Raw genomic sequence first — 13651 nt, 5'->3', positions numbered from 1 at the left:
ACTTTAAATGTACTATAACTTTCAATTGAAATAGCAAAACCGACCCTTTAATAAGGGTCGGTTTTGTGAATATTCATTACTTATGCATGAACTTCATGTGTTTTCAAGAAATTTTGTAATGATTCATAGAATTCATCAAACTGTTGTAAATTCATTTGTTGAGCTGCATCTGAAAGTGCTACAGCTGGATCTGGATGTACTTCAGCCATTACACCGTCTGCTCCAATTGCAAGTGCTGCCTTCGCAGCTGGCAATAAGATATCACGACGTCCTGTTGAATGTGTTACATCTACGAATACTGGTAAATGCGTTTCTTGTTTTAAAATCGGAACAGCTGAAATATCTAATGTATTTCTAGTCGCTCTTTCATACGTACGGATACCACGTTCACATAGAATGATTTGATCATTCCCTTGTGACATAATGTATTCTGCAGCATGAATAAATTCATCCAAAGTAGCTGCCATTCCACGTTTTAACAGGACAGGCTTATTAATAGACCCTACTGCTTTTAATAATTCAAAGTTTTGCATATTACGAGCACCAATTTGTACAACATCTATATATTCAAGTGCTTCATCTAAATGACCAGGAGTTACAATTTCAGAAATTGTAGACAAACCAAATTCTTTTGAAATTTGTTTTAATATTTTTAGACCTTCTAATCCAAGACCTTGGAAATCATATGGAGATGTACGCGGCTTGTATGCCCCACCTCTTATTAGTTTTAAGCCTTTTGACTGGATAGCTGCTGCTACCTCTGCTACTTGCGTATATGATTCAACTGAACAAGGACCATATATAAAAGTTGGTGTTCCTGTTCCAATTTTTTGACCATTAATATCTACAATAGTATCTTCTGCTTTTCTTTTACGAGAAACAAGAAGTGCTTTCTTTTGATCGTCCACTTGTAATTCTAATGCAGTTTTGAATATTTCTTTAAAAATATGCTCAACTGTTGATTGTGGAAGAGGTCCAGCATTATTTTCTTTTAAGTGATCTAACATATGTCTTTCGCGAAGAGGATCATATCTATTAACACCTTGTTTTTCTTTTACTTTACCAATCTCTTGAATAACACCAGTTCTTTCGTTGATTAAGCGTAAAATTTCTACATTAATCTCATCGACACGTACGCGTAAAGCGTCTAAATCTACATGACTCATAGATATTTCTCCTCTCTTCTCTTCATCGATACTTTATATCGACTGAAAATTGTGATACATTTTTAGATACAAACATATTATAATCAATTTTTGTATAAATGTCACGCATTTTAGTTTTAGTGATTCAACTCGCTAAAGTATTTGCCTATTTTAGAAGGATGTGAGAAATTGACTAATAGGTTATTTGCTCTTGATATTGGTACAAGATCTGTCGTAGGAATCATATTAGAAGAGCACGATCATACGTTTCATGTTTTAGATATATTAGTTGAAGAGCATAAAGAACGTGCAATGGTTGATGGTCAAATACACAATGTACTGAAAGTGGCAGAAGTGATTTTGTCTATTAAAAACCAATTGGAACAAAAGTATGGACCTCTAGAAAAAGTAAGTGTTGCTGCTGCTGGCCGCGCACTAAAAACCGAACAAGCAGAAATAAAATTAGATATTAAAAATAGACCGATTTTCTCTGATGAAGATATTAGTAGATTAGAGTTAACAGCTGTACAAAAAGCACAGTCTAATTTGGTTTCTACTGAGGCAGAAAGACACTCCAACCACTATTATTGTGTAGGTTATAGTGTTTTATACTACAGATTAGATGGAGAGGAAATTGGGAGCTTAGTTGACCAACAAGGAAACGAAGCGTCTATTGAGGTTATCGCCACTTTTTTGCCAAGAGTAGTGGTTGAATCATTATTATCTGCTCTAAAACGCGCCAACTTAGAAATGGAAGCTTTAACATTAGAACCGATTGCAGCGATCAATGTATTAATCCCACCAACAATGAGACGCCTCAATGTTGCATTAGTCGATATCGGCGCAGGAACGTCTGATATAGCGATTACAAACTATGGGACGGTTGTAGCATACGGAATGGTCCCAAACGCCGGAGACGAAATAACAGAGGCATTAAGTGACCTTTACTTACTTGACTTTCATCAAGCAGAAAAAGCAAAAAGAGCTATTAATACGGAGGATCTTATCCATATACAAGACATCTTAGGTTTTGATCACGAAATTCCTAAAGAAGAAATGATTGCGGCAATACACCCTGTCTCATTAGAATTAGCACTATCAATTTCAAGTGAAATACTTCGATTGAATAATAATAAAGCTCCGAAAGCAGTCATGTTAGTGGGTGGAGGTAGTCTAACCCCTTCTATAACAAATATTTTAGCTGAACAGTTACATTTACCTGAGAACCGAGTAGCCGTGCGTGGAATTGATGCTATTCAAAACTTAACAAAAGAAGCGCATATACCGGTAACACCTGAACTTGTAACGCCTATAGGAATTGCCATTGCGGCAAAGCGTGCACCAATTCAATATATGTCGGTGAAAGTAAATAACCAAATTGTACGCTTATTTGAACTGAAAGAAATGACAGTTGGGGATGCATTATTAGCAGCTAATATTTCTACTAAAAAGTTGTATGGCAGACCTGGTGCTGCGCTTTCCGTACAAGTAAACGGTCAATTAATACATATTCCTGGTCAACATGGACAACCTGCAGGTATTCTGTTAAACGGTTTAAAATCGAATACACAAGCAAAAATTAAACACAACGATATAATTGAACTACTGGAAGGACAAGATGGTCTTCCTGCACAAGCAACAATAAAGGATTTATTGGATGAGGTTACTACTAGGTCTATTACATTCCAAAATATTACATATAGAATTGAACCGATTGTCAAAGTCAACAATGAACAAATTCCACTCGATTCACCATTAAAAGAAAGAGATCATATTACTGTAGAAACATCGAACTCAATAGAAAAAGTACTATTATATATTCAGCAAGAAAGCTATATAAAACAGTTGAAACCCTATACAATTGAAATAAACAAAAAAAATCATTTCTTGCCTGATTTTACCCCGCAGCTATTATTAAATGAGACTTTGGTCAACTTGCAATATCCTATTCAACATAAAGATATATTATGTATAAAGGATATAAAGTTTCCAACTTTGCAACAATTGGCCGATTTTTTAGAGAAAAAGTTAAGTGATCGAATAAAAGTAAAATTTCAGCATCAGGAAGTTGAGCTTATTAGGGAAAATTCATTGGTACGTCTTGAGGATAAAGTACTTTCACCAAATGATGAAATCCCAAATGGGTCTTCCTTAGTATGGGACGAGACAAATAATAATTCATGGATTTTCCAAGATGTGTTCCGATTTGTCGATTGGACTTATCCTAATAACGTAAGTTCTTTTAAAATATTGAAAAATGGTAATGTTTCTGGATTTGATGATGAGATTTTTGGTGGAGATGAATTAGAGATAATATTTCAGTAATATGCAAAGTGAAAAAAAACCGAGTTGGAAAAATCCAACTCGGTTTTTTAATGAATAAGAAGTATAAAATTTTACTTTGTATCTGTCTAGCCCAAGTTGTGTAACTTCTGCTCCAAACTTAGGCTACCAATGCTTTTTATTTATTTGTATTCGTTTCTGCTATTGCTTCTTTTATTGCTTCTGCGACTGCAGTTGCATTGTTTTCTTGTTCTGCTAATAGCTCTTCTGAAGTATGTGAAATAGTTTCCATAAACTCCATTGGTTCTTCACCTTCAGATGAAACAGTTCCATCATCTAGAGGTGAAGTTTGTTTTGGTTTTATACTTTTAACTTTATCTACTAGTTGACCAGATTGCTCTTGTAACTGTTTAGATAAGTGAGATGTTTTATCTATTGCTGTAGAAGACAAATCTTTTGTTTTATCCTTAATTTGAACAGCTTGTGAAGAAATGTTGCCACGTAATTCCGTTCCGGTTTTTGGTGCCAATAATAATGCAGTTGCTGCGCCAATAATACCTCCAATAAGAACTCCAACGATGAAATCTTTTCCACTTACTTCTTCGTCACGGTAGATAGAGTCTCTTGCCTCATTATAGTAAGGAACTGGTGGATACATTGCTTGTTTATCATGTATTGCTTGGTTTGCATAGTAATCTTGGTTGTAAGTTGCTTCACTGTAATTTGGTTTATTATTTTCATTATTTGTCATTTAAATTCCTCCAATAGTTGTTTTGTTATTTTTTAGTATCTTCTTCGTATGAATAGTATCCCGCTTGTTCTAAAGCTTTTCGTTCTTTCCATTTATCACGAACACCTAAAAAAACATTGCTCCATTGAACTACTTGAGCTATTTTCTCTTCATTTTTTTCTACCTCAGTAGAAACAGAAGATGTGATTCGCTGAATAGAATGGTTAAATCCATTTACAGATGTCCCAACATTCTTCACAGCATCTACTACAGTATTTAGTTTTTCTGATTTTTGTTGAATATCTTCAGCTAAACCATTTGTTTTATGCAAAAGTTCTGCAGTTTCCTTTGTAACGTTTTGTAAATTGGTATCAAGCCCTTCCAATGTATGTGCTACATTGTTTAATGTCTTTTTAACGGAAAACAAAGTAACTGCTAAACTAATACAAAGTACTAAAAATGCAACAGCAGCTATTATGGCAGCTATGTATAACAAATTTTCCATCTTCCATCCTCCTCAGAGTTTTTATAAATAAACTATATAGTAATTTTACCCTAATCAAATGAAAATAAACTTCCTACTTACTACTATACTACTTTTCTTTTAAATATCCTTTAAAAAAAATGCTTAATCCAAAAATGGATTAAGCATTTTTTCAAAAACAACTTGGAATTTCTGGACATCTCCTGCACCCATAAACAAGAAAATTGCATGATCATGTACAAGTAATTGATCAACTGTATTTTCTTGTATTGCCAAACTGCCTTCGATAATATCAGCTAGTGTATCTATCTTAAAATCACTAGCACTTTCTCTTGCAGAACCGAATATATCGCATAAATAAACTTGATCTGAAAGACTCAAAGTTTCAGCAAATTCGTTTAAAAACTTTTTAGTTCGTGTAAATGTATGCGGTTGGAAAACCGCAATAATTTTTCGAGTAGGATATTTTTGACGTGCCGATTGGATCGTTGCTTTAATTTCAGTTGGGTGATGAGCATAATCATCAATAATGATGCGCTCCCCAATAACAGTCTCTGTAAAGCGTCTTTTAACGCCCTCAAATGATTCTAATCCTTTTTGTATAATATCCGAAGGCACACCTTCATAATGGCATAAGGATATGACTGCTAAAGAATTTAGTACAGTGTGATCTCCAAACAACGGAATTGTAAAGCGCTCATAATATTCATTTCGAACAAATACATCAAACGAAGTGCCTTCTGTTGTTTTTTCTAAATTCCTTGCTTCAAAATCATTGTTTTCACCAAAACCATAAAAAACAACTGGAACAGATGCTTGGATTTTTTGTAAATACTTATCGTCTCCACAAGCTATGATGCCTTTATTGACTTTTTTTGCCATCGATTGAAAAGCATCAACAACATCATCTATGTCGTGGAAGTAATCAGGGTGATCAAAATCAATATTAGTCATTATTGCGTAGTCAGGATTGTATGCTAAAAAGTGACGACGGTACTCACACGCTTCAAATACAAAGTTTGACGCATCTTCCACTCCCTTACCTGTCCCATCCCCTATAAGAAATGAGGTTGGTTCATATCCAGAAAGTACATGCGAAAGTAAACCAGTAGTCGACGTTTTCCCATGAGCTCCAGTTACAGCGATTGAAGTAAATTTACTCATGTAGTCACCTAGAAAATCATGATATCTAATAACAGCTAATCCAAGTTCTTTTGCTTTTACAATTTCTGGATGACTATCCGGAAAAGCATTTCCAGCGATAATCGTCATGCCTTCTTTAATATTAGCTTCATCAAATAATAGAATTTTTATATTACGCTCATGCAGTGGTTTTTCAGTAAAGAAATACTTTTCGATATCAGAGCCTTGTACTTCATTTCCAACATCATGAAGAATTTGTGCTAATGAACTCATTCCAGACCCTTTAATGCCTGTAAAATGATAATTTGTCATACGATGAAACCTCCTGGGATTATCCCCGCTTATATACATATAAAATGTGAATATTTTTCGCCTTAATTGACGTATTACTAATTATATCATTATTTACACGTTCATATTAATAATTTTTATTAACTAAAAATTTCATCTAATGTTTCACTAGTAAGTAATACACCTCTTGCTTTACTACCATTTTGCTCCGTAATGTACCCATTTCCTTGCATCGCATCAATTAATCTTGCTGCTCTGTTATATCCTAAATGGAATTTGCGTTGTAACAATGAAGTCGATGCAGAACCCTGCTCCACTATAAAACGACAGGCTTCTTCAAATAGCTCGTCTTGCTCCGATATATTATCTGCTTTTTGAAGTAAATCTTCTTGTTCAAACATATATTCAGGAGTTCCTTGGCTTCTTGCATAATCGATTACTTGCTCAATTTCATCATCGCTTACATACGTCCCTTGGATACGAACTGGGCTAGACATGCCATTCCCTTGGTAAAGCATATCCCCTCTCCCCAATAATCGTTCTGCACCTTGTTGATCTAAAATTGTACGAGAATCGATTTGCGAGGAAACAGAAAATGCAATTCGAGTTGGTATATTAGCTTTAATCAGACCAGTTATGACATCTACAGAAGGTCGTTGCGTCGCTAAAACTAAGTGAATTCCACAAGCTCTTGCTTTTTGGGCTATTCGACAAATCGCATCCTCTACTTCTGAAGGAGCCATCATCATTAAATCCGCTAACTCATCAATTACAATTACAATATAAGGTAGCTTCTGTGCAAACTGACGTTTCTGTGTAGCAAGTGTATTATATCTTGTAATATCTCTTACGCCAATATGAGCAAATAGCTGATAACGACGTTCCATTTCTTCAACAGCCCACTTCAGTGCAGCAGTTGCTGCTTTCACATCGGTAATTACTGGACTCACTAAATGTGGAATATGATTAAAAGGAGCTAATTCAACCATCTTAGGATCAATTAAAAGTAATTTCACTTCTTCAGGTGTCGCTTTGTATAGCAAACTTACAAGTAATGAATTGATGAAAACGGATTTACCTGACCCAGTTGCTCCTGCTATTAATCCATGAGGCATTTTACGTAAATCAAGTGTTACTGGTTTCCCATTCAAATCTAGGCCTAGCGCCGCTTCTAATGGTGATTCTGATTGACGGAAAATGTCCGTATTAATGACCTCAGATAATCGCACTGCGCGGGATTTTCTATTTGGAATTTCAATACCAATCGAACTCTTACCAGGAATAGGTGCTTGAATACGAATATCTTTTGCAGCAAGGGCTAATTTCAAATCATCTGCTAAATTACGAATTTTACTTACTTTCGTTCCATTTCCAACTGTTATCTCAAATTGTGTAACTGCAGGACCTTGAACAACTTGAACAATCTCAGCCGTTACTTGGAAGTAGGACAACGATTCAATTAATCTAAATGCTTGTTCATCCATCCATTCATTATCTTCATCTTTCATTTCAGGAGGTAGTAAATAACTTAAAGATGGATGTGAATAGTTAGAAATAGGCTCTAGCATGTCATCTGTTGTAATGATCTCTTCTTTAATAACGCTTACTTGTTGAACCGATTCTTTGACAGGAGTAACATGAGCTGTTGGTTTTGCTATTTCTATATTATTCAATTTTTGTTTATCTGATTTAAGCATTAATACATTGAATGGTCGAATATTTTCTTTTTTAGGTTGAGTCACTTCAACTTTTTGTTCGATTACTGGTAATGCTTCAATACTTTCAAGTATCGGTTCTTTTTCTTCAACAGGTGCTGAAATTACCTGTGCCAGCTGTTTTTTCTTATCTGATTGTAACATCAACACATTAAAAGGTCGGATATTTTCTTTTCTAGTTACTTTGGTCTCTTGTTGTACTTCTTTTATTTCTTCTACTTCTTCTTCTACTGCTTCTACTTCTTCTACTTCTTCTTCTACTTCTTCTACTGCTTCTACTTCTTCTACTTCTTCTACTTCTTCTACTTCTTCTACTTCTTCTACTTCTTCTACTTCTTCTACTTCTTCTACTTCTTCTACTTCTTCTACTGCTTCTACTGCTTCTATCTCTTCTATCATAGTAAATCCAGCTATGTTTTGAACATTTTCAACAGTTGGCTCTTTTTTAATTACTAGTTCTGTGGATACTTCAATTACTTCAGGCTCTGCTTCTTTTACGGGAACAATTGGAACAAGTATTTCTGTTTCTGTAACGGCTATTTCATCCATTTGCTCGTTCTTTAGCTTTTGTTCTTCTTTTCTTCTCTTTTCTTCTCTTGAAAAACCATAAACAGGAGAAGGTACCTGAGTTGGAGTAAAAGCTTTTTTCACCTTAATAACTGCAGTTTTCTCAACGATATCCTTTATAGGTGTCATTGGATGAACAATTTTCTGTTGCTTTCTTTGAAGCCACAATTCCTGTTTATGCAAAGGCTTAATAGGTGGCTCTTCTTTTGATTTTTTTTCAATGTACGGAACTTTATATGTTTCATCAAATGATTCTCTTGGATCTCTTATTGATCTAGGTTCTCTAAGTTCCCTCGTCTTTCCCTTATATAAATCTCTAGCTGGTTTTCTATCTGGCAATTTGTAGCTTTCAATAATAGGCTCTTCCGTAAAAATGTCTTCTTTTTTTATAATTTTTTCTTCATCTGATATCAGCGGAAAACGAAATGGAGATTTGGATTTCCGCGAAAATACAGATTTATCTTCCATTTTAATTTCTTCTTCTGTATCTTCATCTTCATTATTTGTAAATAACTTTTTAAACCAATTCAATTTAATCACTCTCTCTAATAGATAACTTCTATTTTACCAATAAAAAGGTAACTTTACCTATTATATAATAGAATACAATAAAAAAAAGCACACCATTTAGGTATGCTTCGTTTTTTAGTTAAAATAAGGATTTCCTACTACTTCAGAATCATCTAAAACTAGAATTCCTTTTACATCTGGAGCATCCGGTATAGCTAATTCTCTAGCTGAACAAATCATTCCACTTGATGCAATTCCACGAAGTTCTGCATCTTTAATAACCATACCAGATGGCATTACAGCTCCAACTTTTGCTATAACTACTTTTTGCCCGGCTTCCACATTGGGTGCTCCACAAACAATTTGTAGTGAGTGCTCCCCAGTATTTACCTGACACACTTTTAATTTATCTGCATTAGGATGTTGTTCTAATGAATCAATATACCCAATAACGAATTTTGGAGATAAATCTACTTTTAAAGCATATTCAACTCCATTAGTTACAAGTGCCGCTTGTACTTTAGCAACTAGTTCTTCCGTTAAAGTAACAAATCCACTTTCTTCAATAGAAACATACTTACTAGCAGTAAAGATGTTAATCGCACAAACTTCATCAGTTTGTTCATCTATAACTAGCGTCACATCACCTTTTGTCTCAGTTATTACTTTATCCAATTTCTCTGATGTTAATTGAATTAGTAATACATCTCCAACTCCTGCACGATTGTAAAAAATATTCATTTTTCTTCGTTCTCCTTCACTATTCGATTCTTCGCCATTATAAAGATTGGTTCTAATTCTCCATTTTCATAGATAAAAGATAGAGACGTGATTGGTACAGTTCCGATACTAAAGAAATGCATCGTCATCTGCGCTAAAACATCATACCCTACTTCATTTCTTATATCACCAATTATCATAACATCTTGATGGGGTACAGAAATAGTCATATCTCCAGTAATTTTCCTTTTCATGTCTTTTAAGAAAGATTCATTTAATATACGACTAGCATCATAACCATCATTATTATTTAAGAAATAAAAAATATTTCCAGCTACTTCATCTTTTTTATAGTTATTTACAAGATTTCTAACTTGAAAAAGAGCTCTTTCTCGTATTTCTGTTTCTCTAATATTCCATCCAGCAAGCATTTTATCATCTAATAATCTATACGTGGTACCTAAATCTAATGCATAGTATATTCGGGTCTCGGCAGTATGATCTTTGATAATAAATTTATTTCCTTCTTTTGATTGCATAGGAAACGATGTCGAGCGAATGATTGGATATACAGAAGAACTAGGATCGATTTCTCCAGCAAATTCTTTTTCCATCGCACTAAATGTATGTTGTATTGTATAAACAACTTCTTCTATCGCCTGTTCTTTTTTCGTTTCATACTTTGCTAATATAGGAGGTAGAGAAATATCAATTCCTTTACCAACAATTTTATGTGTTAAACGTAGCGAATTTTTTTCTCTATTAAAATCATATGTGAATGTATCTTCTAATAATTTCGTTTTTAATAGCTGAATTAACTCTTGGGGTTTCATTTAATGACTTCCTTTCCATACACAAAACGAAACGGTTCACAATGTGTGAACCGTTAACTTTTTTAAAAAGTTTGGAGAAATGATTCGATTTCATCTTTTGTTTTACGATCTTTACTAACAAAACGTCCTTTTTCTTCTCCGTTTTCAAAGACAATAAAACTTGGAATCCCAAAAATATCTAATTGACCACAAAGTTCAATAAATTGATCACGATCAACAGAAACAAATTGGAACTCAGAGAACTTTTCTTCTACTTCTTCCATAAATGGATCAATAAAATGGCAATCTGGACACCAACTAGCAGTAAATTTAAATACTATTTTCACCTCTTGTTTAAGTTGTTCAAACTCTTCAATGGAAGTTAAATTTTCCATCCATATTCCTCCCTCAGTCAATCGGAATTGACCTTACAATCATCATCATTTTTTCCATGTTCGAAGCAATGTCACTTTCCTTCGAAATAGTCGTAAGTTTCATTCCACCGATACTTGTTATAAGTTCATATTTTTCTTCACTATTTTCAATTACTGCAGCAAATCCAAATCTTTCATTTTGCTCAAATGTGCTCTTTTCCACTATTTTTAAATTTGGATCTGCCAACATTAATTCATAATATAGTTGACTTGTTGGCAACTCATTTGGATTGATAAATAATACATAGGAATCTTTTCCTTTTGTAAGAAGGATATTAGACTCATCTGCATCCTCTATAGAAAAACCACTTGGCAAAAAGATTTTTGTATCATTCACTTTATCATTTGGCATTTGGGCATCATCTTGGAAAATGACTTTCGCATTCTCAAGGCCCTCTGCTATCCGGTCTTCTTTTGAAGAACAGCCTACCAATAAAATGACAACTAGTGACGCAAGTAATAAACGCATCCATTTTAGAGGCATTTCTATTTCCCCCATTCAAAGCATAACTGCTATATATTTTAACGATGATTCACCTTACATGCAACTACAAGAGCTTTTTAGATAATTCATATTGACCGATCAATAAAAGCATAATATGCTCAAACATTACACTTCTAGTAACTAAATTATTAGTAAAGACGCCAATTGCTCCTTCCTCATGTCGAATACCACTCTTATTAGTAAAGACATCCATTACCGGACCGAGCTCCGCACCTGACCGAAGCTGAACTGCAATTTCTTCTGGTAATGGTATACCCGCTCCCGTTGCAGTAAATAACTTTCCATCATTTGCAACAAGTGCCCCCCAGTTACAAATATACATTACCCCTTCTATTTCATTAACTCCGCCTTCTAACCCAATGCCAAAAGTTGCTTCGTTATGTTCCATTAAACTCATGGCACGATTTATCGCGCCTTTTCTTGTTTCTTTGTCACTCATTGGTTGGTCTGAAACGAGAGATGCCACTTCTCTATTTTCAAATTGAGCTTCTGGATAATACATACTTGAAACAGCTTTTACTGCTTTTATTTTAGCTATATTGTTCGTTCCTATTAATATTTTCAAAAATTACGTCCTCCGTTTTAAAAAAAGATGCCATTAAAGGCATCTTTTATCTTATACATTCGCTTTTATTGTCTCTAACGTTGTTCGGTCACATGCTTTTACCAACTGAACAATCATTTCTTTTGCCGCTGCATAATCATCCGTATGAATAATCGAAGCAGATGTATGGATATATCGAGAACAGATCCCAATTACCGCACTTGGAATACCTTCATTTGATGTATGCACACGCCCTGCATCTGTTCCACCTTGTGAAATGAAATATTGATATGGAATATTATGCGTTGCCGCTGTATCCAATAAGAATTCTCTCATCCCGCGGTGTGTTACCATTGTGCGGTCAAAAATACGCAATAATGTACCTTTTCCTAATTGACCAAACTCATTTTTATTGCCAGATGCATCATTAGCAGGACTAGCATCTAATGCGAAAAACAGATCTGGCTTGATCATATTCGCTGATGCTTGAGCTCCGCGAAGGCCAACTTCTTCCATTACATTTGCACCTGAGAACAACATATTTGGTAATTTTTCATGTTGAACTTCTTTCATTAATTCGATCGCAAGTCCACAACCATAACGATTATCCCAGGCTTTAGCCATAATCTTTTTATCATTTGCCATCGGTGTAAATGGACAAACTGGAACAATTTGATCACCAGGTTTAATACCCATGCGCAGTACATCTTCTTTATCGTCTGCACCTACATCAATTAGCATATTCTTAACATCCATTGGTTTATTACGCATTTCGTCACTCAATAAATGTGGCGGAATAGATCCTATTACTCCAGGAATTGTTCTTTCTTTTGTTATAATCTCAATGCGTTGGGCAAGTAATACTTGGCTCCACCATCCACCTAACGTTTGGAAACGAATCATGCCATTATCAGTAACCCCAGAAACCATGAATCCAACTTCATCCATATGCCCTGCTACTAAAATTCTCGGTCCGTTTTCGTCCCCTTTTTTCACGCCAAATATTCCTCCTAAATTATCTTGCACAATTTCATCGGAATATTTGGATAGCTCACTACGCATATACGCTCTTACAGCATGCTCATTACCAGGTGCTCCTGGCAGTTCTGTTAATGTTTTAAATAACGAACGTGTTTCTTCATTCATTCGAAAAGCCTCCTACAGCTATATTGAAATTATGATACACCTTAATATTGCTTCCAGTTCTATTGTAATAAAAGATTGTATTGTTTACTACTTTGAAATGACATAACTCAAAATATTTCTTCCAATTTAAATCTATGGTAAACTTAAGTACAAAGAAATCGGGAGGGTTACTATTGAAAATTCGTGATTACATGTTAGGACTTGGAACAGGAATCGTGATAGGTGTATTTGCCAGTCAAGTAACAGGTAAAATGGACATTAGTCGGTCAGCAGAACTTGTACTGAAGGACATAAAAAATTCCTTTAAAGAGGAAGGTCCTATTGATGGGTCTTGGATATACATGACACCAGAACCTTTTGAAAAAGAAGCCATTCATATGAAAGTGTATAAGGGTGGAATCTCTCGTATAAAAAATGGTCAATTTGAACAATTTGAATTTGCAGCAGATTCAAAAACAGGCACAGTTGTCGAATTAGTTAAACTGTAGACTAATAAAAGCGTAAGCGCCTATTACTGCCCCGACAGGCGCTGTAGTTAGATTTAAAAAACAATGGCCGAGAAAGTGATTGCTTTACTTTCTCGGCCATTGTTTTCTTTTAAGTAAAAGTGACTTTGTTATAT

13 protein-coding genes are annotated in these 13651 nt (G+C 34.6%); 2 read left to right on the top strand and 11 right to left on the bottom strand.

Annotated elements, in window-relative coordinates:
• Positions 1–80 precede the first annotated feature (80 nt).
• Positions 81–1166, bottom strand: a complete 1086-nt coding sequence (locus C7437_RS00130; protein ID WP_111437628.1) for a bifunctional 3-deoxy-7-phosphoheptulonate synthase/chorismate mutase — start codon at positions 1164–1166, stop codon at positions 81–83.
• Between the two features lie 168 nt (positions 1167–1334).
• On the opposite strand from C7437_RS00130, the gene pilM reads away from it, so the two are divergent.
• The gene (gene pilM, locus C7437_RS00125) at positions 1335–3470 is read left to right on the top strand and encodes a pilus assembly protein PilM (RefSeq protein WP_111437627.1); all 2136 of its coding nucleotides are present in this window, start codon (positions 1335–1337) and stop codon (positions 3468–3470) included.
• A gap of 136 nt (positions 3471–3606) precedes the next feature.
• On the opposite strand, the gene C7437_RS00120 is transcribed toward pilM, so the two are convergent.
• From C7437_RS00120 to C7437_RS00075, 10 genes are all read right to left on the bottom strand, one after another.
• On the bottom strand, positions 3607–4179 hold the full coding sequence (locus C7437_RS00120; RefSeq protein ID WP_245909172.1) for a YtxH domain-containing protein: 573 nt from the start codon (positions 4177–4179) through the stop codon (positions 3607–3609).
• Between the two features lie 25 nt (positions 4180–4204).
• Positions 4205–4663, bottom strand: coding sequence for a DUF948 domain-containing protein (locus tag C7437_RS00115; protein WP_111437626.1), 459 nt, complete (start codon positions 4661–4663; stop codon positions 4205–4207).
• Between the two features lie 123 nt (positions 4664–4786).
• Positions 4787–6097, bottom strand: coding sequence for a UDP-N-acetylmuramate--L-alanine ligase (murC, locus tag C7437_RS00110; protein ID WP_111437625.1), 1311 nt, complete (start codon positions 6095–6097; stop codon positions 4787–4789).
• A 119-nt stretch (positions 6098–6216) separates the two neighbouring features.
• Positions 6217–8889 carry a DNA translocase FtsK gene (locus C7437_RS00105; protein ID WP_245909171.1) on the bottom strand — a complete coding sequence of 891 codons (2673 nt, stop codon included), beginning with the start codon at positions 8887–8889 and terminating at the stop codon, positions 6217–6219.
• 114 nt (positions 8890–9003) lie between these two features.
• Positions 9004–9609, bottom strand: a complete 606-nt coding sequence (ytpR, locus tag C7437_RS00100; RefSeq protein ID WP_111437624.1) for a YtpR family tRNA-binding protein — start codon at positions 9607–9609, stop codon at positions 9004–9006.
• On the bottom strand, positions 9606–10421 hold the full coding sequence (locus C7437_RS00095) for a DUF1444 family protein (RefSeq protein WP_111437623.1): 816 nt from the start codon (positions 10419–10421) through the stop codon (positions 9606–9608). Before C7437_RS00095 ends, ytpR begins: the two co-directional genes overlap by 4 nt.
• 62 nt (positions 10422–10483) lie before the next feature.
• Positions 10484–10795: a thioredoxin family protein gene (locus C7437_RS00090; RefSeq protein WP_111437622.1), complete on the bottom strand. Its 312-nt coding sequence runs from the start codon at positions 10793–10795 to the stop codon at positions 10484–10486.
• A 13-nt stretch (positions 10796–10808) separates the two neighbouring features.
• Positions 10809–11318: a hypothetical protein gene (locus C7437_RS00085; protein ID WP_111437621.1), complete on the bottom strand. Its 510-nt coding sequence runs from the start codon at positions 11316–11318 to the stop codon at positions 10809–10811.
• Between the two features lie 64 nt (positions 11319–11382).
• Positions 11383–11904 carry a DUF84 family protein gene (locus tag C7437_RS00080; RefSeq protein WP_111437620.1) on the bottom strand — a complete coding sequence of 174 codons (522 nt, stop codon included), beginning with the start codon at positions 11902–11904 and terminating at the stop codon, positions 11383–11385.
• A 51-nt stretch (positions 11905–11955) separates the two neighbouring features.
• A complete protein-coding gene (locus C7437_RS00075) occupies positions 11956–13029 on the bottom strand; it encodes a M42 family metallopeptidase (RefSeq protein ID WP_111437619.1) in 1074 nt (357 codons plus the stop codon).
• Between the two features lie 173 nt (positions 13030–13202).
• Here C7437_RS00075 and C7437_RS00070 point away from each other — a divergent pair, with 173 nt between their 5' ends.
• Positions 13203–13517 (top strand): hypothetical protein, encoded by a 315-nt coding sequence (locus tag C7437_RS00070; RefSeq protein ID WP_111437618.1) that lies wholly within the window; start codon positions 13203–13205, stop codon positions 13515–13517.
• Positions 13518–13651: the final 134 nt, after the last annotated feature.

The sequence above is a fragment of the Psychrobacillus insolitus genome, assembly GCF_003254155.1.
GTDB lineage: Bacteria > Bacillota > Bacilli > Bacillales_A > Planococcaceae > Psychrobacillus > Psychrobacillus insolitus.
Note: the sequence above shows the minus strand (reverse complement) of the source record. Positions and strands in the feature narration are given on the sequence as shown.